Source organism: Paraburkholderia sp. A1BS-2L, assembly GCF_051125205.1.
GTDB lineage: Bacteria > Pseudomonadota > Gammaproteobacteria > Burkholderiales > Burkholderiaceae > Paraburkholderia.
Genome location: NZ_CP120432.1, coordinates 316,816 through 341,109, shown reverse-complemented (window position 1 = coordinate 341,109; position 24,294 = coordinate 316,816). Strand labels below are relative to the sequence as shown.

Sequence of the window (24,294 nt, the reverse complement as noted above, 5' to 3'; positions counted from 1 at the left end):
AATGAGCATCTTGGGTATCGAGCAGATCACGTACGGCGTCGACGACCTCGCGACGTGCCGGGATTTTTTCGCCGACTGGGGGTTGAAGGAAGTAGCTCACGACGATATGTGCGCACGCTTCGAGACGATGAACGGTTGCACCGTGCTGGTCGTCAAGGCCGACGATCCGTCGCTGCCGCCCGCGTTCGAAGCGGGCCCGACGTTGCGCGAAGTCACGTGGGGCGTTGCGACTCCGCAGGAAGTCGACGCGCTGCGCACGAAGCTGGCTGGCCAGCCCGGCTATTACGCACAGGACAACGCGGTCGGCTGCATCGATCCGAACGGGATGGCGATCCGCATCGAAGTGACGCGCAAGCGCGCGCTCGACATCACCGGCTCGCCGTCGAACGTGTGGGGCCAGACGGTGCGCGTCGATCAGCCGAGTCCGATCTATGCGCGCGCCGAGCCGGTCGAGGTCGGCCACGTCGTGTTCTTCACGAACTGCCTCGACACACAGGAAAAGTTCTATCACGAGTTGCTCGGCTTCGAGACGTCGGATCGTTACCCGGGCCGCGGCGCGTTCATGCGCTGCGCGCCGCATGGCGGCCACCACGACCTGTTCCTGCTTGCGCTACCGAATGGCAAGCGCGGCTTGAACCACGTCGCGTTCACCGTACGTGACATCCATGAGGTGTTCGGCGGCGGCATGCACATCGACCGCTGCGGCTGGCAAACGCAGCTCGGACCGGGACGTCATCCGGTGTCGTCTGCGTACTTCTGGTACTTCCATAATCCCGCTGGCGCGCTGATCGAGTACTACGCGGACGAAGACGTGCTGACGCCCGATTGGTTACCGCGCGAATTCGAGCCGGGCCCGACAGTGTTCGCCGAATGGGCGGTCGACGGCGGTCTCGACGGAAGCACGCGTCGGCAGAAGAATGCGAAGGCGCCGGAAGGCAAGTTCATGACGGAGCGCAAATCATGAGCGAATCGAACATGCAACAGGCCGCGCGCGGCACGGTTGTCGTGATCGGTGGCGGTCAGGCCGCCGGCTGGGTGCTGAAGACGCTGCGCGCGGAAGGTTTCGCGGGTCGCCTCGTGATGATTGCCGACGAGCCGCACCCGCCGTACGAGCGTCCGCCACTGTCGAAGGCCGTGCTTGCCGGAGACGCAAATATCGACACCCTATGCGTCGTGCGCCCCGACGAGTTCGACGCGCTGAAGGTCGAGGCGTGGCAGCCGGAACGTGCAGCATCGATCGACCGCGCGCGCCGCGTGGTGAAAACTGAAAGCGGCCGCGAGATCGAATACGACCGGCTGGTGATCGCGACCGGCGGGACGTCGCGCCGCCTGCCCGACGCAATCGTGAAGACCCCGAAACTGCACTACCTGCGCACTCTTGACGAAGCGGCCGCGCTTGGCGAGAAACTGCGCGCGAGCCGGCGCGTGCTCGTCATTGGCGGCGGCTGGATCGGCCTCGAAGTCGCTGCGGCCGCGCGCAAGCTCGGCGTCGAGGCTATCGTCGTGGAAGGCGCGCCGCGGCTGTGCGGACGCTCGGTGCCGCAGGTCGTGTCGGATTTTCTGCTCAACCTTCACCGCGAAAACGGAGTCGACGTGCATCTGGGCGCTTCGCTCGCGTCACTCGATGTGCAACCGGGCGACACATCGCAGGTGCGTGCAACGCTCGCCGACGGCACGACGATTGACGCTGATTTTGCGGTGGCCGGAATCGGTCTCGCGCTGAATGCGTCGCTCGCAAGCGACGCGGGGCTTGAGGTTGCCGACGGTATTGTTGTTGACGAATGTGGCGTAACGAGCGACCCGGCTATCTTCGCGTGCGGCGACGTCGCGAACCATCACAACGGCTGGCTGAAGCGGCGCGTGCGGCTCGAATCGTGGGCGAACGCGCAGAACCAGGCAATCGCGGCCGCGAAGGCCGTGCTTGGCGTGCATGCACCGTATGCGGAAATTCCGTGGTTCTGGTCCGATCAGTACGACGTGAACCTGCAGATTCTGGGCGATCTTCAGGCCGACGCGGACATTGTCGTGCGCGGCGACCTCGCTGCGAAGCGTGCGACGCTATTTTTTCGCGGAAACGATGAGCAGTTAAGAGGGGTCATCGCCATCAACAATGCGCGGGAACTGAAGCTCGCGCGAAAGTGGATGAGTCAGGGACGCGCCATGGACCGGGCCGCCCTTATGGACTCGGCGAAGGCGCTGTCATGACAGCGGACATGGAGAATGTGTGATGGCAACGCGCACGGAAAAAATCATTGATATCAGCCCGGCGATCCAGACTGGTATGCCTGTTTGGCCCGGGGACACCGAATTCCAGGAGTCCGTGGTTTGGAGCATGGAAAGCGGAAGCCCTGTGAATGTCGGCAGATTTACGATGTCGCCACATACCGGCGCGCACACCGATGCGCCGAGGCACTATCACGCTGAAGGTGCATGCATCGGAGAGGTAGAGCTTTCTCCTTATATTGGCCCTTGTCGTGTTATCCGGGTGCCGTCAGGAAAAGCGTCAATCACGCCGGATGATCTTGTGAGTATTGGAAACGAAATTCCCGAGCGGGTACTTATTCGAACGTACCAAAAGGTGGCGGCCCGATCCTGGGATTCAGATTTCACAGCCATCGCCCCCGAGACGATAGAGCACCTGGCATTGCGTGGGGTCAAGCTGATTGGTGTCGACACACCTTCTCTCGACCCCGAAGCGTCCAAAGAAATGTTGGCGCATAACCAGGTATTGCGCTTCGACATGCGAATTCTCGAGGGACTTGTTCTCGATGATGTTCCAGACGGAATCTATGAGCTTGTTGCTCTTCCGCTGAAATTTTCCAATCTCGATGCGAGTCCTGTGCGAGCCATTCTAAGAACATTGAATTGATGATCCCGGACTTCTGGATTTCAATATCTGACGGAGCATACAAATGAGTTGCCCATTCTCAGCAAATCAGTCTGGCACAGAATCTGCTGTCGAAAAATCATGGCACGACGCACAGCTGGATTTTTCAAAGTCCATGAGCTATGGCGATTACCTTCACATCGATGAAGTTCTCAGCGCTCAGCATCCGCTCTCTCCCGATCACAACGAGATGCTGTTTATCGTTCAGCATCAGACGTCCGAGTTGTGGATGCAACTCATGTTGCATGAGTTGCGTGCTTCAAGAATCGGTGTTCGCAGCGATGAACTTCAGCCCGTGTTCAAAATGCTCGCGCGTGTCTCCCGGATCATGGATCAGCTGGTCCAGGCCTGGAGCGTTCTCGCGACCATGACGCCTCCGGAATACACGGCGATGAGGCCTTATCTCGGCTTGTCGTCGGGCTTCCAGTCCTATCAGTACAGGGAGATCGAGTTCATCCTGGGCAACAAGAACGCAACGATGCTGCGCCCCCATGAGCATCGTCCCGAAAGTCTCGGGCTCCTCCAGGAGGCGTTGGAAACGCCGTCCCTGTATGACGAGAGCATCAGGCTGCTGGCGCGCTCGGGCCTTTCTGTTGACCACGATCGACTCAACGCAGACTGGACCCAGCCTACACGTTACAACGCATCCGTTGCCGGAGCTTGGCTGCAGGTGTACCGCAATCCGCAGGAGTTCTGGAACCTGTATCAGTTGGCGGAAAAACTTGTGGACATCGAAGACTCGTTTCGGCAATGGCGTTTCCGGCATCTGACGACAGTCGAACGTGTCATTGGATTCAAGCGTGGAACGGGTGGTACGGAGGGCGTCGGGTATCTCCGCAAGATGCTGGATATCGTGCTGTTCCCCGAACTTTGGCAACTTCGGACCGAACTCTGATTCTCGCTTTCGCCCTCGCAGGCACACGCCAAAACTCAAACTGGATTACTGGAATGTTCAAGCACGTTGAAGCTTACCCTGGCGACCCGATTCTCTCGCTCATGGAAGCGTATTTAGCCGACAAGCGACCTGACAAAACCAACCTCGGTATCGGTCTTTACTATGATGAGGCGGGGAGAATTCCCGTTCTGGATTCCGTCAAGCATGCCGCTTCGATGCTCCAGGCTGCATCCAGGCCCCACACATACCTCCCGATGGAAGGTGACACGGCATACCGGGCAGCTGTCCAGGAAGTCATCTTCGGAAGAGATTCCGAAGCGGTGAAATCGGGACGTGTTGCGACGATTCATTCCGTTGGCGGCTCGGGTGCGATCCACATCGCGGCACGATTTCTAAAAGCCTGGCTGCCTGAAAGCGCCATATGGATCAGCAACCCCACATGGGATAACCACCGCGTACTGCTTGAGTCTGCAAAACTGACGGTTAACACCTATCCGTACTTCGATGTCGAGAAGAACTGCATCGATTTCGACGCGATGATCTCGACGCTCGATAGCCTGCCAGAGGGCAGCATTGTGCTGTTGCAGCCGTCATGTCACAACCCGACCGGAGCGGATCTGTCAGCAGAACAGTTCACGGATGTCATATACCTTTTGAAGCGCCGTAACCTTTTGCCGTTCGTCGATATGGCGTACCAGGGCTTCGGCGACGGGCTTGACGAAGATGCCGCCGCGATCCGTCGTATGGTCGAAGCTGGACTTCAGGTCATTGTGACCAATTCGTTTTCGAAGAACTTCTCGCTCTATGGTGAACGTGTGGGTGCGCTCTCGATCGTATGCTCCGATCCGCAGAACGCGTCGCGGGTGCTTGGCCAGCTCAAAGCGACGGTCAGACAGGTCTATTCCAGTCCTCCCGCATTTGGCGCTCAACTGGTCAGCACCATCCTGACCAATCCAGAGTTGTCGAGTCACTGGCAGTTGGAACTCGGGACAATGCGACGACGCATGAAGGAGATGCGACAAAAGCTGCGTTCGGATCTTGAAGCGCTGGCGCCGGATGTAGACGCGCGCTATCTGACGGATCAGCGCGGCATGTTCAGCTACACCGGGCTGACTTCTCAGGAAGTTGAGGTTTTGCGCGAGCACAAGTCGATCTACCTCGTTCAATCTGGCCGGATCTGTGTCGCGGGGTTGAACGATAACAACGTCGGTTACGTCGGCGAAGCCATTGCTGATGTTATCAAGCAGCGGGCTGCCGCATTGATCTGACAGCAGGGGACCAGCCGAGTCTGGTTCCTCCTTCAACACCTCTATTTTCCTTCCATGTTTCGCGAAACTATCGACACAGGTCTTCCTCAGTTGAATCAACCTTTTTCCTGGGCCACCAAAGCCGGCGGACTTCTTTTCACTGCGCACGGACCGGTGACAATGGACGGGAAAATTTGCGGTGCCGATATTGAGGAGCAGGCCAGATTGACTTTCTCAAATTTGCAGCGAGCTGTGGAAGCAGCTCAAGGAGTCATGCCGGATGTTGCACAGGTATTGATCTATATGAAAGACGCTGGCCATATGCCGACTATCGACCGGATTTATAGAGAGTTTTTTCAAATGCCTTATCCAAATCGGTCGAGCGTTGTTGTCAAGGATTTTGTTCATCCCGACATGCTGATCGAGATCGTTGCGTACGTGGGACTCAGTTCCCACGCCTGAGCGCATGTGCGCCTGCGGTCAGCTATCAGCGGCTGTAGCTACCACGACCGGGGCGCCGCGCTTCTGGTCGGTCTCACAATCGCAGACTCTCCGGCAGCATGGCAAGACGTCCGGACGAGGCACACACCCCGCGCTTTCCATTGCATAGGACGAACGAAAAAGGGGCCGGATATAAGAGCGGGCGCCATTTCTGTAGACAGAGCGTGCGCCATAATCCGGAGCATTCGCCCACTGTTGCGCAATTCGATCTGTGTGGAGGCGAGATAGCGGCTGGGGGTGTGCTGGGGGTGTATCTGGACGTTCGTCCGAATCACCCCTTCGGTTGGCAGGCAGTTTCCTGCCCGCAGGTGATCCCCCGGGCCCAGATAGGTTCACGCCCTCCATTCCACACATTTGTGCATGCTTTGCATGTGATATTTCCGCTTTCGTCGCTTTGTGGAGCCTTCCTAGAATGACGATTCCAATGGCTATATCCGTGATTTCCGTATGAATGATTCTGGAACTACTGCACTGACTCGTGCGGGTGATGCTGTGTGGGAAGTACGTGGCGGTGCGGAAGATACTGGCGGCGGCATCGCGTGGGCAGTGCAATCAGCCGGAAGCTCGCTGGCGTCGGGATTTGGTCGGCTGAAGGCCGGCCGGACACCCCCGAAGACGCTCGATTACGATGAAGTGATTCACGTGCTCAAGGGGACTTTCGGGGTGAGTTGCGACGGCGCACAGCTCGTTGCTCAGGCGGGCGACGTTCTGTCGCTTAGCCGGGGCTCGGTCGTCACCTATTCAGGCAGTGACGCAGAGTTCTTCTTCGTCGTAACGGCCGACTGACGCAGGTACAGAAACTCACAAACGGATTGCAGCATGAATGCTTCAGTATCATCGGAAAAACTGCTTCCTGCAGACGACAGGACGAATGGCTGGTCAGCGATCCTGCCCAAGCGCGTTCCTCGAGAGCCAGCACGAAAGGAAGCCAGCTTTGACTGGCTTGTGGTTGGAGCGGGATATGCTGGCCTGTCGGCAGCCAGACGGCTGGCGACCCTGAACCCATCGCATTCCATTGCACTCGTCGATGCGCAGGAGGTCGGAGAAGGCGCGCACGGTCGGAACGCCGGCTTTGCCATTGACCTTCCGCACAACAACGATCACGATCCCAACAACACAGCAAAAGGTCATCGATACATGCGACTGAGTCGCTATGGGATCGATTCCCTTGAAGAGTTGGTCCGGGTGAATGCGATAGATTGCCAGTGGAGCAAGAGCGGGCGCTATGACTGCGCAGTCTCGCCTGAAATCGCTCGTACACTTCTGGGCGCGACGGCGGCGGAGCTCGATGCACTGGACGAACCGTATGAAGTTTTGCGCGGCGACGCGCTCCACGAGCGCTTGGGCACTCGATACTACGATTCAGCGATCTATACGCCCGGTACAAGGCTCCTGAATCCGGCAGCCCTTTCGCGTGGTCTGGCCGACTCACTTCCTCCGAACGTGCATTTATTCGAGAACTCCCCGGTAATGGACCTCGAGTCCGGGTCGACGGTCGTAGCGACAATGCCCGGTGGCGTACGGTTCTCCGCGCGAAACGCGGTGCTTACGAACAATGCGTTCATCAATCGATTTAAGTATTTCGAAAGGAAACTGCTTCCGTTCGTCCTCTTTGCGAGCCTCTCGCGGCCTCTGACGCACGAGGAGCGAATCCAGCTTGGGGGTACCGTTGACTGGGGAGTTACACCGGCCCACGGTATTGCGGGGGCGACCATACGGTACACGAAGGACTTCCGCATCCTGTTCCGGTATGGGTTCCAGTTTGCACCGACGCTACGCTGCCCGGCATCGCTGCGTGAGCGCATGAAGCGTACTCACCAGGTGCTGTTCAAGGCCCGGTTTCCGATGCTGCAGCAGGTGTCACTCGAGCACTTTTGGGCGGGCTACCTTTCTCTGAGCCTGAATGGCGCTCCTGGCTGGGGTCAACTCTCAAAAAATATCTATGCTGCAGTGAATTGTAACGGCGTAGGGATCGCAAAACAGACCACAGCGGGAGCGCTTGTGGCTGAACTAGCCTGCGATACAGGACATCCCCTAATTGGTGACATGATGGACCTGGGTTCGCCCGACATGCTGCCGCGACGACCATTTCTGGATGTCGGCGTGAGAACCTATCTGGCCGCCCAAAAGTGGAAGGGCCGCTCTGAGAAGTAGCAGATACGAGAGTGAGAAAATACATAGACATGAAGAGCGAGACACATTATCAAACAGCAGTGACGGGAAGCGAAAGTGGCGCCACGAAATGGTGGGTGCTGTTTCTTCTTACGCTCGTCTACACCGTCAACATCGCGGACCGCTATGTGGTATCGACGCTGATCGAGCCCATCAAGCACGAGTTCAAGCTCTCCGATAGCGAAGTCGGCTTCATGACCGGAACGGCTATCGCGTTGTTCTACGTTACGCTAAGCCTGCCATTAGGTCTGCTTGCGGACCGCGTCAATCGCAAGCGCATGATCAGCGTTGCATTAGTTGTCTGGTCTGGCTTCACGGTCATGTGTGGCGCGAGCAGCAGTGCGCTGACATTCTTCCTCTCGCGGCTCGGCGTTGGTGTCGGTGAGGCAGGTTGTATGCCGTGTGCTGTTTCACTATTGGCAGACAAATTTGCTCCGTCGATGCGTGGCACGGCAATGAGCCTCTTCTCTGTTGGTGCTGCTGTAGGTGCGCTGATGGGATCGGCGGGAGGAGGATGGATCGCGGACCATCACGGATGGCGAGCAGTCCTGCTCGTGTTCGGATGTCTCGGCGTTCCACTGGCAATCATATTGATGCTTGGTTTTAGAGAGCCACGGCGCGGCGTGTTTGATAAGCCCGAACGCGAAGTGAACCGCGCGGGTCTCAAGGAAACCTTGCGCCACATTCGTGACTGTAAAGCGCTATTTCACGTAATAACCGGAACAACGGTTCTTACGTTTTGGGGATGGGGGCTAGTCTGGTGGACTCCGTCGTTTCTTGCCCGGAGTTTTCAGCTGAGTGTCGGCGACGCCGGCGAAATCCTTGGCGTGATTCACGGTGCCGGAGGGGGACTCGCAATGCTGTGTACCGCTTTGGTGCTGAGTCGGCCCCGTGCGCGGTCGGGTTGTTCCCAGGCAAAGCTCGTGGCGTTGGTCACTGCGTTGGCTACGGTACCCTCGTTCGTTGCCTACGCGTCGCCCTCACTTTCCTTAACCCACATTATGCTCTGGGTTTTCATACCCACGATTTACGTGTATATCGGTCCCTCCGCGTCCCTGGCCCAGAATCTCACGCCTGCGGCCATGCGGGGCCAGGTGGTCGGCATTATCGTGTTCGTCACGAATGTCGCGAATCTCGTCATCGCGCCGCAGGCTGTTGGATTTCTTTCGGACACCCTTGCAACACATGTGGCGAATCCCGCCGAGTCGCTCCGATATGTACTTGTGCTGGTATCCCTGACAGGTCTATGGGCAGCGTGGCATTTCTATCTGGCTGCGCGCCACATGCGTGCCGAGGAATCGGAAAGGGCGTCCGCGCAAATGCCCGGTGTGTCGGTACACGGCTCTTGAAGTGCTGGCGTCTCGATACATGGCAATCGTGGGTCGGGCGCGTCATTGGTATTCTCAACGACATACCCGGTGCGCGTCATCTGCTGTTGGCGAACTGACCAGCGTAAGCAGTGCGCGCATGTTCAGATGTCTCGCCGCTGGGCACCAAAATTTCTTCAGCAACACAGCTACTTCTGGCCCCGAAGCCGGACGATTGGCGGAGGGGCTTCCCGCCCCCCAGCATTGCTGGCCCGCGAATACATCCCGCCGATGACGATCTGCCTGGCCTCATCGAGGTCACGGTCACAGCATGCTTCCCGTCTGTCATTCTGAGGTTCGCGTCTCCCTTTCACCGTGCGGCCGGCGTGGCACAGGCAGATTGAATGGGACGCGCTTCGTTGGCTTCCTCGAACCGCACACCTGCGTCAAGCACCGACTTGCCCAGTTGTCTTTGCGCGAGGCGCGAAGCAATCGCCTTGCCGATAAAGATGACCCCGCACTCCTTCACGAATGTGGCGCTACGTTTGTGCAGCCAGACTTGCGGCACTTCAGTCTTACATGAAGCGTCGCGACATGCGGCATTTTTGCTGGCGCGCTGCGAGGTGGCGATGGCCGACACAATAGTGGCAAGGCGATGGGATGACCCAAGCGGATTGAACCAATCGTCAATGTGATTCGGATTGCAAATCAGTCTGCAAAGACGATGGGCACCTCGTCAAGGAGGTTCCCGAAGCATGAAACGATACACCAGCTATTCTGCTTGGAACGCCACGTGGGCTCCGGCCCGTAAAGAGTCATGGCGATAGTCCGCGGGCATGAGGCACTAACTCACGATTCGCGGCATTGGGAAGGGAATCGGGGGGCATACCTCGCGCCTGTCAGCCTCTTAGTGAAATAGTCTGACCGAAAATGACCAGCTTTCCATTTAGGGAATAACCCGAAGATTGTGTGCTTGCCAGTAGGCCGCCAATTGCGTCGGTCAGCCGTTTCCCTTGACGCAGCGGGGTAGTCCTCGACTGACGAACCGTGCATGCGATTTATCATGCAACGGACCAGAAATAGTCGTTTGTCTTCGTCTTTATGTCGTCATGAAATGCGCTCAGCGGCACGCCTGTGCCGCCGCGCCACCGGAAGAAGCGGCGCGCAACGAAAGATGCTCGGGACGCTCAATGTTCGACTCCTTGAAACTCAACTCACTGCTAGCCTCCTGTGTGCCCGGCCGCCCGTTACCCCAGGCGTTCTACAAGGACGAGGGTCTATTCGCCGCCGATATGGCGTTGATCTGGGAGCGCCACTGGTTATTTGCCGGGTTGTCGTGCGAGATCAAGCGGGCAGGGGACTGGTTCACTTTGAATGTCGGCGAGAGTTCGATCGTTGTGCTTCGCGATCGCGACGGCGCGATCCGGGCATTCTTCAACACGTGCCGTCATCGGGGTTCTCGAATCTGCGCAGGCGAGCGCGGATCATCGCGCATGCTGTCCTGCCCGTATCACCAGTGGACCTACGGACTCGACGGCAAGCTGGCGTTTGCCGGAAACATGGGCGAATCGTTCGACGCGTCGCAGCATGGGTTGAGGCCTGTCGCGTGCGAGATCGTGGCCGGATACATCTTCATCAATCTCGCTCGTGAACCACAAGACTTCACGTCATTCAGCCAGCGTGTTACGCCTTATCTTGCGCCGCATGGCATCGATAACGCAAAGGTCGCGTTCGAGTCGACCATTGTCGAGAAGGGCAACTGGAAGCTCGTGATCGAGAACAACCGGGAGTGCTATCACTGCACGGCAAACCACCCGGAACTGTTGCGCACGATTTCCGAGTACGACGGCCCGACCGACCCCCGTTACGGTAGCGACGGAGTGGTGTTCGCCGCGAAAACTGCACGTGATGAGGCGCGTTGGGCGGCCGCGGGCTTGCCGTATGCCCCGGTCGAAGAAGCTCCGGAATACCGGTTGATTCGGGCCGCAATGGAGCGCGGCTTGTCGTTCACGATGACGGGCGAACCGGCCTGCAGGCGGGTGATGGGAACATTGCCAGAGCAGGACGTGGGGTCCCTGCGTTTGCTCCGGTTCCCGAATACGTGGAATCACGCGCTCGGAGATCACGCGATCGCATTCCGTCTGTTACCGCTCGGTCCGCGCGAGACGCAGGTTACGACGAAGTGGCTCGTCCACGAGGATGCTGTCGAAGGCGTTGACTACGATCTCGAAACACTTACCGTAGTCTGGAAGGCCACAAACGCCCAGGATCAACGACTTGTCGAGACTAATCAGCTCGGCATCAATTCGGTGGGTTACGAGCCAGGCGAATATTCTTCGCTCGCCGAAAGCGGCGTGATCGCGTTTATCGACTGGTATCTCGGTGCGATGCGCGATGGCGTCGTGCGATCGAGTCCGACGCTTCCTGTCCGGGCTGCGTGATATGAGGATTGGCGTTCCTTGTTTCGTCGATGGGAGTCATATTGCGCAGGCTCCCGTCGAGAAACGACGATCGAGATTTCGGACGCCAACGGTCCGCCGTTTAGTGTCTCGTCGCGTAGTCAAGTCGACGGCGGAATGGCAAAACGGGTCGTCGATCTCGATAGCGGCACTTGTGGTTCGAATAGTCCCGGTCCGCACGGGCTTCGCCGAGTGTCTGACGAAGGTATGCAGCTACGTGCTTGCCTGCTGTTTGTTGTTCAGGTCGAACTGCGGAAGTTTACGGGACGGTCGCTCCGAAACTGCATGCGATTTTGCATGAGTGCCATCGCAGAATTTCGTTTGAGGCCGTTTTTTGTGCTCCATACGATGCCAGCAGTAGGGGGCGAAGTATTACCGGCCACCGTGGCCGCGCTTTGGCAGGGAAGGTGTCAGCGCGCTTTCCAACAGGCGTTTGACAATCATTAATGTACGTTCGCCCGGCCGCGCCGCTAGCAGCGGTAGGCGAAGCCGGGAATTCAGGTCAATCATCGGGCGGAGTGGAATATGTTCAAGCGAGTTCTCCCATTCAAAGTGGCGCGTGCAATTGCCGCGTGTGCGATCGGAGTGGTTGGGATGTTGGGTTCACAGGCGCATGCAGCCGATCTTTCGCATTCCTCATGGTGTGAGGCAGCCAAGCCAGTCAAGTTCGCGGAAATGGGCTGGGACAGCGCAAAATTTATGACCGAAGTGGTTCGATACGTTCTCGAGAAGGGCTACGGTTGCAAGACTGACCTGATGACTGCGACGAATGCCATCGCGTTGCAGGCAATTGCGACCGGTGACCTGAACGTGATGGTCGAGTATTGGGCTGGCCGTACCCCGGCATATGAGAAGGCGGCTCAGGACGGCCGGGTGAAGATCGTAGGCTCACTTGTCAACGGCGGGAGCGTGGAGGGCTACTACGTCCCGGATTATGTGATCAAAGGCGATGCTTCCCGGGGAATCAAGCCGCTTGCGCCGGATCTGAAGAGCGTTGCCGATTTGCCGCGTTACAAATCGGTGTTTGCCGATCCGGAAGATCCATCCCATGGCCGTCTGTATAACTGTCCGATCGGTTGGCAGTGCGAGTCCGACACCGAACAGAAAATGAAGGCTTACAAGATCGGCGCGGCCTACACAGATTTCCATCCGGGATCCGGGCCGGCACTTGATGCGGCGATCGAATCGGCCTACACGCGAGGCAAGCCGATTCTGTTCTACTACTGGGAGCCGTCGACCATCCTCGGTCGTTTCCACGCCGTCAAGCTGGAAGAGCCGGCGTACAACGGTGCCTGCTGGAAAACCATCAACGGAAGCAAGGATCCGAACCCGTGTGGTTCCGCTTCGCCTCCGACGTCTTTGCGCGTCGTTGTTTCGAATTCGCTGGCAGACGCCGATCCGGCGCTGATGTCGCTCTTCGAAAAGGTGCAGTTTTCTATGGGCGCATTGAACACCACCATTGCGCGAATGGCGACGGAGAAGGTCGATCCCCGCCAGGCTGCGGTCGACTTCCTGAACGCTAATCCTTCGATCGTCGCCAATTGGGTCCCGGCCGAAGCCGCGCAGAAGGTCGAGGCAAGTCTGAAGTGACGTGAAGTCCCGCAGCCGGATTGTGCTGCGGGTTTATTCGATCCGGCTCACGGACGGTCGTTGTGAAGCACGCACGCCGGCCTGCCGGATATCCGTCCGCGGGCGGAGCCTGACAGAGAAGGGAAATGGAGTGAACGGCATCTTTTATACGCTCGATCTGGGCGATACGATCAATCGATTTTTTACCGGCGTCGTCGCGCGGTATGGTGACGTGTTTCATCATGTGAGCGCGGTACTGCTGACGTACGCACTCAATCCGGTGGAGGCGATACTCAGGGCATGCCCCCCCTTTGTGGTCATCGCTGTCATTGGCGTAATGGCGTGGCTGGGTGCCCGCCGGATCGGCCTCGCGGTTCTGTTGATGGCACTGACCTACGTGATTGGTTGCCTCGGTCTATGGGACAAGTTGATGGCGACATGCGCGATCATGTTGGCGGCACTGATCCTGACGACAATCATCGGCATTCCGTTCGGGATTGCAATTTCTCGCAGCGCACTGCTCGCGCGCGTATTCAATCCGGTGCTAGACATGATGCAGACGTTGCCGTCGTTCGTGTACCTGATCCCGGTCGTGATGTTATTTGGTCTGGGCCGCGTGCCGGCGATCTTTGCAACGATGATTTACGCCCTCCCTCCACTTGTGCGACTTACCGATCTGGGCTTGCGTCAGGTACCGGAAGACGTTGTTGAGGCATCGCGTTCCTTCGGGGCGACGTCATGGCAGCAGCTCATCGCGGTAGAACTTCCGCTTGCAATGCCATCGATCATGACGGGTGTAAATCAGGCCGTGATGATGTCGCTCGCAATGGTCGTCATCGCCTCGATGATCGGTGCCCGTGGCCTGGGCGAGGACGTGCTGTCCGGCATCAACAACCTCGACATGGGGCAAGGTATCCTGGCCGGTGCCGCAATCGTCATTCTTGCCGTTGTGTTCGATCGCATCACCCAGTCTTTCGGCGTGGGCCAGCGTGCGCGCCGTCAAGTTCGGAAATGATCAGATGACACCTTATACCCTTTGCAATATGAGTTCGTCGCTCGAAGCGGATTCGCGCAGCGCCACTGACGTGCGGGAGGACGTTCGCGTCGAGACGGATGGGGCCCGTAGTGCTGTTGACAGCGGAGCGGATGTGCCTATTCTCGAGTTGCGCCACCTGTACAAAGTCTTCAGTCCTCACCGCGGCCGCATTGGGGAAGCGATCGCGCTGGCGCGTGCTGGTATGCCCAAAGATGAGATTCTGCAGCAGACCGGATCCAATGTTGCCGTGCGTGACGTTTCGCTGTCGATTCGCGAAGGCGAAATTTTCGTAATCATGGGGCTGTCGGGTTCCGGAAAGTCTACGCTCGTGCGTCATTTCAATCGGCTCATCGAACCCGATTCGGGGGAACTGCTGTTCCGTGGCACTGATGTTTTGCGTCTTGGCTCGCGCGCTTTGCGAGAGATGCGCAGATATCACATTGGCATGGTATTTCAGAGTTTCGCGCTACTTCCGCACAAGACGGTGCTCGAAAATGTGGTGTTCGGACGCTGGATCCGCGGCGACGAAAAAGCGGAGTCCGACAGTGTGGCGCGAGAATGGATTAACGGTCGGCTCGGACTCAAAGGATATGAGCGAAAATATCCAGACGAACTGTCGGGTGGTATGAGGCAGCGCGTCGGACTCGCCAGGGCGCTCGTATCCGAACCTGATGTGCTTCTGATGGACGAGGCATTCAGTGCGCTCGATCCATTGATTCGTGGCGAAATGCAGGACATTTTGCTGGAGATGCAGGCGGACCTGCGACGGACCATTGTGTTCATCACGCATGATCTGGACGAAGCGATGAAGATCGGTTCCAGGATCGCGATCATGAAAGATGGCGTCGTTATCCAGACAGGAACCCCGGAGGAAATCTGCAATGCCCCGGCAAACGACTACGTACGGCGTTTTGTCGAAGCACGCGGACAATCCTGCCATGCCATCGGTCGACGGTCGACTCAATGAGCGTGGCCAATAGAGGGGAATGGTCAACTGGTGACAAATTGGAGCACTCGCTATTGTTCGGATCGATCTGTGCGTGGCAGGCGTCTTAGCATCGTCGGGGTCAACTAATCTCCGCTTGCACAATGAGACCGCACCTAAGGAAGGTCTGCAAAAGTCCTGACGTTCACGCCCGGGTGAACTATCCTGGGATGAGGAAGGTTAGTTGAGGAGAGTCTTGATGACGCAATTGGGTCTTGGTCTGGATCTGTCAACGAAACGTACGCGCAAACGGGAATTTCTCGATGAGATGCGGCGCGTGGTGCCGTGGTCAAGGCTGATTGCGCTAATCGAGCCACACTATCCCGCCGGTAAAACCGGACAACCGCCGTTCCCGATTGCGACAATGCTGCAGATTCATATTATGCAGCAGTGGTTCGGTCTGTCGGACCCTGCGATGGAAGAAGCGCTATATGACGTACAGCTGTATCGCGATTTCGCCGGGCTCGACAGCGGCATGACGCGCTTGCCGGACGAGAGCACGATTCTTCGGTTCCGCCACCTGCTGGAAACTCACGGACTGGCAGCGCAAATGCTCACGCTGGTCAACGCAATCCTGGTGGAGAAAGGCTTGATGCTAAAAACTGGGTCAGTGGTCGATGCCACCTTGATTTCGGCCCCCAGTTCGACGAAGAACGACTCCGGTACACGTGACCCGGAAATGCACCAGACGAAGAAGGGCAATCAATGGTACTTCGGGATGAAAGCGCATATTGGCGTGGACACGGAGTCGGGCCTGGTTCACACGGTGATCGGCACGGCGGCCAACGTTCACGACATCAATGCAGCCGAAGCGTTGCTGCACGGCGATGAAACGGATGTGTACGCTGACGCCGGATATCAGGGTATCGAGAAGCGTTGCGAGGCTGACGCAGTGCGCTGGCATGTCGCGATGAGACTAGGCAGGCGCAGACAACTGGACCTACGTGTTCGTCTCAAGCGGCAGTTTGGCTACACAAAGACCCGGTATCGTGGCTTGATGAAGAACACCGCCCAGATCATGACGCTGTTCGCTCTGGGCAATCTGTGGATGGCGCGCCAAGCTCTGCGGAAAACCTGAAACACCTGAAGTTGGAAGCTCCGAGTCTCAGCGAGTGTCGCGTGGCACGACGCAAAGTCGCGCGATCAACATCCGAACAAATTCTCAACGCTTACACCCGCGCAAGAAGCAAAAGGTCGGCGCTCCGAAAAAAGGGTTATGCAGACCTTCCATAACTAATTTTAGATTTCGCCTTTTCTGGAAAGATATGAGTGGATGACGGCTCTTGCTGTAAATCTTCTGTTTTTACTATTTTTATAAAGTAGGAGTACATAATGAAAAAGATAGTGTTTGCAGTACTATCCGCGCTGAGCTGCGGGTCTGCATGGGCGCAATCGTCTGTCACACTGTACGGCTTGATTGACGCCGGCGTTACTTATACCAATCGAGTCGATTCTTCGTCGGGCAAGGGAGCCGCCGTTCAATTCCAGTCTGGAGTCGCCCAATCAAGTCGATGGGGGATGCGCGGTGTCGAAGATCTCGGCGGAGGAATGAAGGCGATTTTCACTCTGGAAAGTGAGTTTGACGTCGGTACGGGCTCGCTCCTGGCAGGGGGGGCAGAATTCGGCCTGCAATCGTTCGTTGGCTTGGCGGGAAACTGGGGTACCGTCACGCTCGGGCGTCAGTATGATTTCATCGGTTACTATTTCCCTGCGTACGCGATTGCCGCCAATACACCTGCCGGTCTGCTGGGCTGGAGCCTTCCGACCTATGCATCGGGAGGATATGCCCTTGATAACCGGGTGTGGGGTGATCTTGTCAATAACGCGGTCAAATATGAGTCTCCTGTTATCGGAGGCTTTACGTTTGGTGCAATGTATGGATTCGGCAATGTTGCAGGTTCGATGGGCCAGAATAGCGCTAGTAACTTCTATGTGGGCTATGCCAACGGACCGTTCAGCGCAGCGCTGTCCTATATGTCGATTCATAACGTGACACCTTCGGATAACTCAGCCGAATACGCAGCAGGTGCAGCCTATAACATTGGCAAGGCGCGCTTGTTCGGCTATGTCACGGATGTACAGCTATCGAGCGGTGACAGGCCTCGCGCGACGACATTCGAAGGCGGAGCCACCTACCAACTGACGCCTGCGCTGTCGCTCGGCGGGGGGCTGCAATATCAAATACGTAACAATGACGTTGGCAGCGCAAACCAACTGATACTCAGTGCAGACTACTTCCTCTCGAAACGCACGGACGTCTATCTAGTCGGCACTTTGGCACATGACCACGGTTTTAGTGCGCAAGCAGAGGCCGCATTGGGTGCACCCTCCGGCACCAACGTACAGACGGCTGTACGCATCGGGCTCCGGCACAAGTTCTAAGGGGGGCAGACTGGCTGTCGTGGGCCTGAAGAAGCTACACTGGCGCGGGGCTTTCTTGCATTGAAAGAAGACCCGTGCCATGTGCTTTTTCAGCGGTGACAACGTTCTCGTTGCCGAGGTCGAGTACTGTTCGAACGCAATTTGCCGGATGGCTCTGGCGAAACGAGGCGTAGTAGTGCGCAGGGTGACTCAGCATGATTGAATCTGCACAAATGTGGTTGAGCTCGAACGGCGCATAGTGTGACTGGCTGGAGCGCGCCAGGCTGGTGGAGGCGTCGTGCGTGATCGCTCGTCGGGAGAATGTGCATCCTTTCCCGAAGGCCGATGCGGATCTGCACAATCTCTTCAATCTGAAAACTGGTTGGCTTCTCGACGATGTTTGTGGGCGATCTCCTGGGCGCGCTGATTCTCCTCTATATCGTGAAGGGCACGCTTGCCCTGCTGCCCAGACATCCAAGCCAGTCCTCACGCATGACCGACGGCATGTTCAGGATCCGGCTGGCGCTCGATCTCGCCTATAACAACCGCCTGGCTTGACGGCAGATATGGGGTGCACGACCCGTCAGGGCTCGAACAGGGCCGTCGAAGGTTCTCACCTTTGCGGGATCAACGGCTCTCGAAGTGCGGGAGCCTGGGCCGGCCGCCCAGCATTGGGAGCGCCTAGCGGTCGTCGGGAATCGCGACATTTCAGCCTGGATGCAGCACCACGTCGAGATGAGGGAGGTCAACAATCGGACATAACTCCACGAGGCGGGGTGCGATTGCGCCTCATCGCAACCCCTTCATAACTCTAGCGTGCGGCCTGATTGTTATATGCATTCGTTAGTGCAACGTGAATGCTGAACATCCCGTTCGTGAGGCGGGAATCGCCAGGCCGCTTCGGGAGCAAAGCCAGCAATCCCTTCATCGCATACAGCATGATTAGCGTGCCGGTGAGGTCGCGCACAAACATGCTGAACAGGCTTTCGAAGAAATGCCCCGTCGCACCGGTCAACGCAAACCACAGGTGATGCAACAGCGGATTCGCGACTGAATACGCAACGGCGAGCACAAGAAGTCGGGGCGGTATGAGATTCGTCAACGATGCGCGCAAGCCGCAATATTCTCTCGCGAACCTGTACACCAGATACGGAGCCGCTGACCCAAGTATTGCGCCAGCAATCGCACTCACAGGGTCATGCGGGAACCAGTAAAGAATCCGTTACCAGACCGGCAAGCAGCAAGAAGGAAACCATCGACACCAACCAGCAGCGTGCTCAATAGCCGTACGCCGGATGGAAGGAATATCCAGTTGATGCCTCGGACAAACGAGGTATGCGCAAACCCCTCCCGATTGATCCACAGCGATGCCACGAACGCTATCAGGGTGGCCGCGATCGACCGGAAATCTATACGCAAGCTCAACTTTGCGATGAACTCCCTTTCCCTTCGGACTATGATTGGCCAATCATAGCGCCCGCGTGTGGTTCTGCGAAATGCATCTTCAACAGCCTATGCGCAAGCTTAAGGTTAGCGCCCGGGTCACAATGCTGACCACTGCGAATCTCGCGACGCGTGGAGTCTTGGCAATCAGAGACAACATTAGGGGAGTTGCGCGAGAGGAGGGGGATCATCGCGGATTGCATGTTTCTCATCATGCCGGTGAGTACACAGTCCGCGAGGCTCCACCATGATGGTATTCGCGGCCACAGCATGCTGCGTGTCTCAAGAGGAGGCAGGTACGCGGCGTGCTGTCACGCATGTGTAATGGCTTCGAATCTGGGGCACAAATGGAAATCGATACGACAGGATGGTTCCCATCGGACGACTATGCGCCGGCCCGGGAGGGCTGGTACGAAGTCAGGCTCACGACCGGAGATACGGCATTCTCCCGGTTTATCGACGGACATTGGACGGAGCAGCCTGTGCTTATGTTCACGCACTGGCGTGGTCTGAGTGCGGATCCGGGTGACTCCGCCGACAGCGAGCACATGGACGCGCAGGCGGCCGCCGCACAAGGCGTACGAGCGGTGTGGAACGCGTTTTTCCCCGCAGTGGGGGATACGCACACACTCAAGAAATAGCTGCTGTCACTTACCCATGCAGCAGAACCGTCATTCGGGTGGCTGGTTGGCTCCGAAAGCCGGCAGACAGGCAAGGAATGCTCGCCGCAGCTCTTGTTGGGGCTAGTTCCGGGCGCTTCGATCATGACGATACCTTTTTTACTCAGATCTCGCTCCGCAGTGACAAGCCGCAATTCGCGGCGCAGAACATCGCATTCGGCGGGCGCGGCAATCAGAGCCCGAAACTCCCCGGTACCCAGCGTGACCGCATCGTTTGACATGGCTATATCCAGCATGCCAGGGGGCCGCGCATACAGCCGATCCATTCGCAAAGTCTTCCTGGATGCGCCCTGATCTCTTGCCGTCTGAAAAATCTGAGGCATAGATTTCCCGATGTCAAGGAATCGCGATTTCTGCATCAGCGCTTTAAGCGTCCCGACGGTCGAAAATCCGGCCGATCAGTTCGTCATTTTCGTGGGGACTGAGGGGTTTATGACTCGCGCGGCACTGTCGTACCTCTGAAACGAAAGGATGGCTAACCGGCATGCCCGAGGAGTACCACTGCGCGAAGGTTTTCTCTCAGCGCATAACGAGTCTGTTTTCGCCGTATGGAGGGCGGCCTGCGCTTTTCTCGCAGAGGGGGCGGCCGCCGGATGCATCGTGGCGTTATCCAGGCGCGAGCCCGTGAGCAACTGAACCCAGACATCGGACGCGGGGAATTGGCCCAACCGATGGTGTCGTATGGCAGCAGCGTTTCGAACGGAATGCTGTACTGCCGGCCAAGCGTCACTTGCCCGTATCCGCTTTTGATACCCACGTACGCCTGTCGTCCGAACTCTCGATTGCCTTGCAGCGAGACCCTCGTTGTCGGATTGAAGTCCGCCTCGATGCGAAATATCGCGGACATGCCGCCACCTAGGTCTTCGGTGCCGAACAGGCCCAGTCGCGATCCGTTGAAGAAGCCCGGGCCGAGCGCCACGGCACTGCCCAGATGGTCTTGGCACCCGGCCACTGTCACTCTCCCCAGAGTGACTGACTCGAAGATCAAATGGGCATTCCTCCCGCCTCAGAATCTAGCAGTTCTACTCATCCCGCCGTCCAAGTCTGCGACGTCGCGTTTGGCAGGCTCGTGAAGCACCACCCGCCGGGGCCCGAGGCTGACTCGACAATAGCTCATAACAGTTCTGATCGCAATCGCATGGCAATACATCGAGGAGGGATCGACGGTCAAGAAATGATCGTCTCGTAGGTACATACCCCAATTCTTTGCGCGCAATTCCACGATGTCATTGCGGTCAAGCTTGATATCCGTATTGCACCTGGATTGCGATCGACGACAATTCGACATATTATTGGCCCGCGCTTTGCCTCGCAAGGGGGAGGGAGATATCACTAGAGTGCCGTCAACGTCTTCATAGCTAGAAACGTAGGCCGCTCGCGATTGCCGTCACTTCTTCGACTCTTTCGCAGGTCGAGCCATCCGCGCGCGGTGCTGGCCACCTCTTCAACGGCTGATACGAATCAACTGGAATGTAGATGTTCGGCCGCGAAACGTGCCAGCTTTAGAGAGATCTTTTTTGTAACGAGACATCTGCGCTTCGGCGAATTCTCGTCGCTGAAGGTTGAGCAGATTCATACCGGAGCATGAGATGAACGTAAGAGTTGAGGGGCCCTCGAAGGAGAAACGCTACACCTACGAGTGGTACGTTGTGTGCATCTGCATGTTGGCGTACATTTTTTCTTTCGTGGATCGGCAGGTTCTCGCACTCATGATTGAGCCAATAAAACGTGATTTAGATCTTACCGATACCCAGTTTAGCCTTTTGTACGGCTTCGCCTTTTCACTCTTCTACGCGGTGATGGGGATGCCACTCGCATATCTTGCTGATCGCTTCGCGCGCCCCCGCATCATTGCGTCTGGCGTCGCGCTATGGAGTCTGGCGACTGCCGCATGTGGTCTAAGTCAGAACTTCGTCCATATGTTCATTTCTCGAATGAGTGTGGGCGTTGGAGAAGCAGCACTGTCGCCCGGGACCTATTCGATGCTCGCCGATATGTTTCCTAAGTCGAAGCTTGGACGCGCCGTGGGCGTCTATTCACTCGGTTCATTCATTGGTGGGGGGGCAGCGTTTCTTGTGGGAGCTTATGTGATTGCGCTACTGAAACATACCAGTGTCGTCTCGCTACCTCTTATTGGCGACGTTCGGCCGTGGCAGGTCACGTTTTTCATGGTCGGATTGCCCGGTCTGCTGATCGCCTTGATTGTCAAGCTCACCGTTCGCGACCCTGCTCGACAGGAACTTGCCCGCGATGATGAAGGCCAGATCAAGCGGGTTTCGACGGCGGACGCTTTGCGCTTTATCGCATTGCATCGACGCACTTTCCTTTGCCATTTCATGGGATTTTCGTTTTACGCAATGACTCTTTATTGCCTCATGAACTGGAGTCCCGCGTTCTATATTCGACGCTTCGGCCTCACCCCGGTCGAGGCGGGCTACGCACTGGGGACTGTGATGCTTATCTCCAATACGGCCGGAGTATTCTGCGGTGGTTGGCTGAGCGACTGGCTTCTGCGGTGCGGATACGCCGACGCGCCAATGCGCGCAGCCTCTATCGGCGCTGTCTGCATGCTCGTGCCATCTGTGGCGTTTGCGCAGACCTCGGGCCTTATCGCATCTCTGGCGTGGCTGGTCGTTGCCATGTTCTTCGCCTCATTTCCGCTCGCTACCTCAGTGGCCGCTATGCAGACCCTCTCCCCGAACCAAATGCGGGCTCAGATCTCGGCGATGTTTTTGCTTGTTTCCAACCTCATTGGCCTTGGTCTCGGGATGACCCTTGTTGCACTCGTTACTGACAAAGTGTTCGGGTCACCGCTTGCGGTCGGAAACTCTATGACGGTCGTAAATGCTTGTGGCGCCAGTCTTGCGGCAATCTTGCTCATCTTGGGATGTAAGCAGTTTCGCGCAAGTATGCAACGAGAAGCAATACGCATGAACGCCACAGCAGATCGTCCAGGTGAACCGAGTCGCGGACAGCTTGATGCCGACGACACTGTCGCCATTGACTCAAACGGACCTCTGTAAACTTCCAGCTTCGTCGCCCGGTCTAGCCGACAGACAACAAACATGCGCGAATAACTTATCTTGGACTCAATCGGTCCGGATCTAATTGTTCAATGGTGAAACCTGCGCTGAAGTAAGATTTGTCACCACACGATAAATTCGTCCGCGCCCCCTGAAATCATCTGAGTCAATCAGATTATTTCGAAGAAACTACTTCGGATGACGAATCGATACGGAGGTGGTGATGGAGTTGGATCTGCAACGTCGAATTCCATGCAAGAAATGTGTATGTGGGAAACTCGTTCTGCTATGTAGTGAAGGAACGATCCAGGTAATGCTTTCTTGCTTGGAAGGCGATCGAGCGGGGTATTTCGCGGAAGTCTGAATCGTTGTTATAGGATGGTTTTTAAAATCAATCTAGAAAAATAAGTTATTTATCGTTTGGAGAGAGGCGATGTTAAAGAAAATGAGCGCGACACTTCTTTTCGCGGTTACGGGGTCAGTGTTCGCACAGAGCAGCACAACGCTGTATGGCATTATTGACACAGGCGTGTCTTATTACAACAACGCTTTGTCGGGGGGCTCGTCGGTTGGAATGCCGACCATAACGGGTGAACTTCCATCGCGCTGGGGCATGAGGGGAACCGAAGATCTGGGCGGGGGCTACAAGACCTTCTTCGTGCTGGAAAATGGTTTCCAGCCGGCTACCGGCGCGTTGAACTACGGCGGACGTTTTTTTGGTCGCCAGGCGAATGTTGGCGTGAGTAGTACGTTTGGGTCACTCACGTTTGGCCGCCAGTTGAATATGACCATGTATGCCTTGAACAATGCTGACGTGATAGGACCGTCTATTCATTCGTTGGGTAATTTTGATCCTTATATCCCGAACGCCCGAAGTGACAACGCCATTGGTTATATGGGAACATTCCGAGGACTGACGCTCGGCGGCACGTACAGCTTTGGCCGTGATGCTGCGGGGCCTGCCGGCCCCTCGGCCACCAATTGTGCTGGCCAAGTTCCTGGTGACATGGTCGCGTGCAGGCAATACACGGCAATGATCGCATACGATTCGACCCGATTCGGAGTTGCTGCGTCGTTTGACGTGTCCCGCGGAGGCATTGGTGCGTCGGCACCGTTGAATAATCCGAGCTACACGGATACACACAATATTGTTGACGGCTATCTCAAACTTGGTTCCGCCAAAATTGGTGTTGGGTGGGTCAGAAGAAATACGGCAGGCGCTAGTCATCTTCAATCTGATATTTTCTTTGCAGGTGGAACGTATTCAGTTACGCCATTCCTGATTTTCGACGCTCAGGGAGTGCGTTACCTGCAACGCGGTGAAGGTGCCGACGCGGATGCGAACTCAACGTTGCTCGTTGGCCGTATTAACTATCTCTTATCAAAACGAACCACTGTCTACACATCAATTGGTTACGTATTCAATAGTGCGCGTGCCGCGAATCCAGTTGCCGCAGGAGGAGCAGTTAGTCGTGGCACGAACCAAGTCGGTGTAATGGCGGGATTGCAGCAGCGGTTTTGAGCGATGTAAATGATGAATAGACGAACTAAGACGCACTGCGGGAGGGTAAATAACTAAGGCGCCAAAGTGAATTCAGTGTGCGTTGCCCCTTGCCGGCTCTGCTTAGGCCGGCAAGGCGTGACGATCCGTGAGAATCGGAAGATCGCTTGGATCGCTGCGACGCGCAGATGAGCGCAGCGATTTTCTCGGCCTCTGAACGGCGTTGTT

General features: G+C 57.0%; 23 protein-coding genes. 20 read left to right on the top strand and 3 right to left on the bottom strand.

Annotated features, from left to right (window positions below):
• Position 1: 1 nt before the first annotated feature.
• The 9 genes from P5W98_RS35415 (at position 2) to P5W98_RS35375 (ending at position 9,051) form a co-directional block, all read left to right on the top strand.
• On the top strand, positions 2-964 hold the full coding sequence (locus tag P5W98_RS35415) for a VOC family protein (RefSeq protein ID WP_421028851.1): 963 nt from the start codon (positions 2-4) through the stop codon (positions 962-964).
• Entirely contained in the window at positions 961-2,205 is a 1,245-nt protein-coding gene (locus P5W98_RS35410) for an NAD(P)/FAD-dependent oxidoreductase (protein ID WP_421028850.1), read from the top strand. Before P5W98_RS35415 ends, P5W98_RS35410 begins: the two co-directional genes overlap by 4 nt.
• Before the next feature lie 22 nt (positions 2,206-2,227).
• Positions 2,228-2,869, top strand: a complete 642-nt coding sequence (gene kynB / locus P5W98_RS35405) for an arylformamidase (RefSeq protein ID WP_421028849.1) — start codon at positions 2,228-2,230, stop codon at positions 2,867-2,869.
• Positions 2,870-2,912: 43 nt separating this feature from the next.
• A complete protein-coding gene (gene kynA, locus P5W98_RS35400; RefSeq protein WP_421028848.1) occupies positions 2,913-3,782 on the top strand; it encodes a tryptophan 2,3-dioxygenase in 870 nt (289 codons plus the stop codon).
• A gap of 53 nt (positions 3,783-3,835) precedes the next feature.
• Entirely contained in the window at positions 3,836-5,050 is a 1,215-nt protein-coding gene (locus P5W98_RS35395) for an aromatic amino acid transaminase (RefSeq protein WP_421028847.1), read from the top strand.
• A 54-nt stretch (positions 5,051-5,104) separates the two neighbouring features.
• Positions 5,105-5,491, top strand: a complete 387-nt coding sequence (locus P5W98_RS35390; RefSeq protein WP_421028846.1) for a RidA family protein — start codon at positions 5,105-5,107, stop codon at positions 5,489-5,491.
• A gap of 486 nt (positions 5,492-5,977) precedes the next feature.
• A complete protein-coding gene (locus P5W98_RS35385) occupies positions 5,978-6,316 on the top strand; it encodes a hypothetical protein (protein ID WP_421028845.1) in 339 nt (112 codons plus the stop codon).
• A 33-nt stretch (positions 6,317-6,349) separates the two neighbouring features.
• The gene (locus P5W98_RS35380) at positions 6,350-7,684 is read left to right on the top strand and encodes an NAD(P)/FAD-dependent oxidoreductase (protein ID WP_421028844.1); all 1,335 of its coding nucleotides are present in this window, start codon (positions 6,350-6,352) and stop codon (positions 7,682-7,684) included.
• Positions 7,685-7,713: 29 nt separating this feature from the next.
• Complete coding sequence (locus tag P5W98_RS35375; RefSeq protein ID WP_421028843.1) at positions 7,714-9,051, top strand: spinster family MFS transporter; 1,338 nt, start codon at positions 7,714-7,716, stop codon at positions 9,049-9,051.
• Positions 9,052-9,379: 328 nt separating this feature from the next.
• On the opposite strand, the gene P5W98_RS35370 is transcribed toward P5W98_RS35375, so the two are convergent.
• Positions 9,380-9,649 (bottom strand): hypothetical protein, encoded by a 270-nt coding sequence (locus tag P5W98_RS35370; RefSeq protein WP_421028842.1) that lies wholly within the window; start codon positions 9,647-9,649, stop codon positions 9,380-9,382.
• Positions 9,650-10,199: 550 nt separating this feature from the next.
• Between P5W98_RS35370 and P5W98_RS35365 the strand changes: the two genes are divergently transcribed.
• The 7 genes from P5W98_RS35365 (at position 10,200) to P5W98_RS35335 (ending at position 17,977) form a co-directional block, all read left to right on the top strand.
• Positions 10,200-11,450, top strand: a complete 1,251-nt coding sequence (locus tag P5W98_RS35365; RefSeq protein WP_421028841.1) for an aromatic ring-hydroxylating oxygenase subunit alpha — start codon at positions 10,200-10,202, stop codon at positions 11,448-11,450.
• A 543-nt stretch (positions 11,451-11,993) separates the two neighbouring features.
• The gene (locus P5W98_RS35360; RefSeq protein ID WP_421028840.1) at positions 11,994-13,058 is read left to right on the top strand and encodes a glycine betaine ABC transporter substrate-binding protein; all 1,065 of its coding nucleotides are present in this window, start codon (positions 11,994-11,996) and stop codon (positions 13,056-13,058) included.
• Between the two features lie 130 nt (positions 13,059-13,188).
• Entirely contained in the window at positions 13,189-14,052 is an 864-nt protein-coding gene (locus P5W98_RS35355; RefSeq protein ID WP_421028839.1) for an ABC transporter permease, read from the top strand.
• Between the two features lie 4 nt (positions 14,053-14,056).
• Positions 14,057-15,040: a quaternary amine ABC transporter ATP-binding protein gene (locus P5W98_RS35350; protein ID WP_421028838.1), complete on the top strand. Its 984-nt coding sequence runs from the start codon at positions 14,057-14,059 to the stop codon at positions 15,038-15,040.
• A 217-nt stretch (positions 15,041-15,257) separates the two neighbouring features.
• Positions 15,258-16,136 carry an IS5 family transposase gene (locus P5W98_RS35345; protein WP_421028837.1) on the top strand — a complete coding sequence of 293 codons (879 nt, stop codon included), beginning with the start codon at positions 15,258-15,260 and terminating at the stop codon, positions 16,134-16,136.
• Between the two features lie 254 nt (positions 16,137-16,390).
• A complete protein-coding gene (locus P5W98_RS35340; RefSeq protein WP_421028836.1) occupies positions 16,391-17,440 on the top strand; it encodes a porin in 1,050 nt (349 codons plus the stop codon).
• Between the two features lie 381 nt (positions 17,441-17,821).
• Entirely contained in the window at positions 17,822-17,977 is a 156-nt protein-coding gene (locus tag P5W98_RS35335) for a hypothetical protein (RefSeq protein ID WP_421028835.1), read from the top strand.
• A 253-nt stretch (positions 17,978-18,230) separates the two neighbouring features.
• On the opposite strand, the gene P5W98_RS35330 is transcribed toward P5W98_RS35335, so the two are convergent.
• Entirely contained in the window at positions 18,231-18,533 is a 303-nt protein-coding gene (locus tag P5W98_RS35330; RefSeq protein ID WP_421073411.1) for a hypothetical protein, read from the bottom strand.
• A gap of 676 nt (positions 18,534-19,209) precedes the next feature.
• Here P5W98_RS35330 and P5W98_RS35325 point away from each other — a divergent pair.
• Positions 19,210-19,503 carry a hypothetical protein gene (locus P5W98_RS35325; protein ID WP_421028833.1) on the top strand — a complete coding sequence of 98 codons (294 nt, stop codon included), beginning with the start codon at positions 19,210-19,212 and terminating at the stop codon, positions 19,501-19,503.
• Positions 19,504-19,580: 77 nt separating this feature from the next.
• On the top strand, positions 19,581-19,760 hold the full coding sequence (locus P5W98_RS35320; RefSeq protein WP_421028832.1) for a hypothetical protein: 180 nt from the start codon (positions 19,581-19,583) through the stop codon (positions 19,758-19,760).
• Between the two features lie 257 nt (positions 19,761-20,017).
• Here P5W98_RS35320 and P5W98_RS35315 read toward each other — a convergent pair whose 3' ends face one another.
• The gene (locus P5W98_RS35315; RefSeq protein WP_421029107.1) at positions 20,018-20,461 is read right to left on the bottom strand and encodes a porin; all 444 of its coding nucleotides are present in this window, start codon (positions 20,459-20,461) and stop codon (positions 20,018-20,020) included.
• 670 nt (positions 20,462-21,131) lie between these two features.
• Here P5W98_RS35315 and P5W98_RS35310 point away from each other — a divergent pair.
• Positions 21,132-22,565, top strand: coding sequence for a spinster family MFS transporter (locus P5W98_RS35310; protein ID WP_421028831.1), 1,434 nt, complete (start codon positions 21,132-21,134; stop codon positions 22,563-22,565).
• A gap of 433 nt (positions 22,566-22,998) precedes the next feature.
• Complete coding sequence (locus P5W98_RS35305; protein WP_421042781.1) at positions 22,999-24,087, top strand: porin; 1,089 nt, start codon at positions 22,999-23,001, stop codon at positions 24,085-24,087.
• Positions 24,088-24,294 lie beyond the last annotated feature (207 nt).

What these genes read in the sequence shown, in the direction of transcription:
- P5W98_RS35415 (WP_421028851.1), top strand. Translation starts at nt 2, where the DNA reads ATGAGCATCTTGGGTATCGAGCAGATCACGTACGGCGTCGACGACCTC.
- P5W98_RS35410 (WP_421028850.1), top strand. Translation starts at nt 961, where the DNA reads ATGAGCGAATCGAACATGCAACAGGCCGCGCGCGGCACGGTTGTCGTG.
- kynB (WP_421028849.1), top strand. Translation starts at nt 2,228, where the DNA reads ATGGCAACGCGCACGGAAAAAATCATTGATATCAGCCCGGCGATCCAG.
- kynA (WP_421028848.1), top strand. Translation starts at nt 2,913, where the DNA reads ATGAGTTGCCCATTCTCAGCAAATCAGTCTGGCACAGAATCTGCTGTC.
- P5W98_RS35395 (WP_421028847.1), top strand. Translation starts at nt 3,836, where the DNA reads ATGTTCAAGCACGTTGAAGCTTACCCTGGCGACCCGATTCTCTCGCTC.
- P5W98_RS35390 (WP_421028846.1), top strand. Translation starts at nt 5,105, where the DNA reads ATGTTTCGCGAAACTATCGACACAGGTCTTCCTCAGTTGAATCAACCT.
- P5W98_RS35385 (WP_421028845.1), top strand. Translation starts at nt 5,978, where the DNA reads ATGAATGATTCTGGAACTACTGCACTGACTCGTGCGGGTGATGCTGTG.
- P5W98_RS35380 (WP_421028844.1), top strand. Translation starts at nt 6,350, where the DNA reads ATGAATGCTTCAGTATCATCGGAAAAACTGCTTCCTGCAGACGACAGG.
- P5W98_RS35375 (WP_421028843.1), top strand. Translation starts at nt 7,714, where the DNA reads ATGAAGAGCGAGACACATTATCAAACAGCAGTGACGGGAAGCGAAAGT.
- P5W98_RS35365 (WP_421028841.1), top strand. Translation starts at nt 10,200, where the DNA reads ATGTTCGACTCCTTGAAACTCAACTCACTGCTAGCCTCCTGTGTGCCC.
- P5W98_RS35360 (WP_421028840.1), top strand. Translation starts at nt 11,994, where the DNA reads ATGTTCAAGCGAGTTCTCCCATTCAAAGTGGCGCGTGCAATTGCCGCG.
- P5W98_RS35350 (WP_421028838.1), top strand. Translation starts at nt 14,057, where the DNA reads ATGACACCTTATACCCTTTGCAATATGAGTTCGTCGCTCGAAGCGGAT.
- P5W98_RS35345 (WP_421028837.1), top strand. Translation starts at nt 15,258, where the DNA reads ATGACGCAATTGGGTCTTGGTCTGGATCTGTCAACGAAACGTACGCGC.
- P5W98_RS35340 (WP_421028836.1), top strand. Translation starts at nt 16,391, where the DNA reads ATGAAAAAGATAGTGTTTGCAGTACTATCCGCGCTGAGCTGCGGGTCT.
- P5W98_RS35325 (WP_421028833.1), top strand. Translation starts at nt 19,210, where the DNA reads ATGGAAATCGATACGACAGGATGGTTCCCATCGGACGACTATGCGCCG.
- P5W98_RS35320 (WP_421028832.1), top strand. Translation starts at nt 19,581, where the DNA reads ATGCTCGCCGCAGCTCTTGTTGGGGCTAGTTCCGGGCGCTTCGATCAT.
- P5W98_RS35310 (WP_421028831.1), top strand. Translation starts at nt 21,132, where the DNA reads ATGAACGTAAGAGTTGAGGGGCCCTCGAAGGAGAAACGCTACACCTAC.
- P5W98_RS35305 (WP_421042781.1), top strand. Translation starts at nt 22,999, where the DNA reads ATGTTAAAGAAAATGAGCGCGACACTTCTTTTCGCGGTTACGGGGTCA.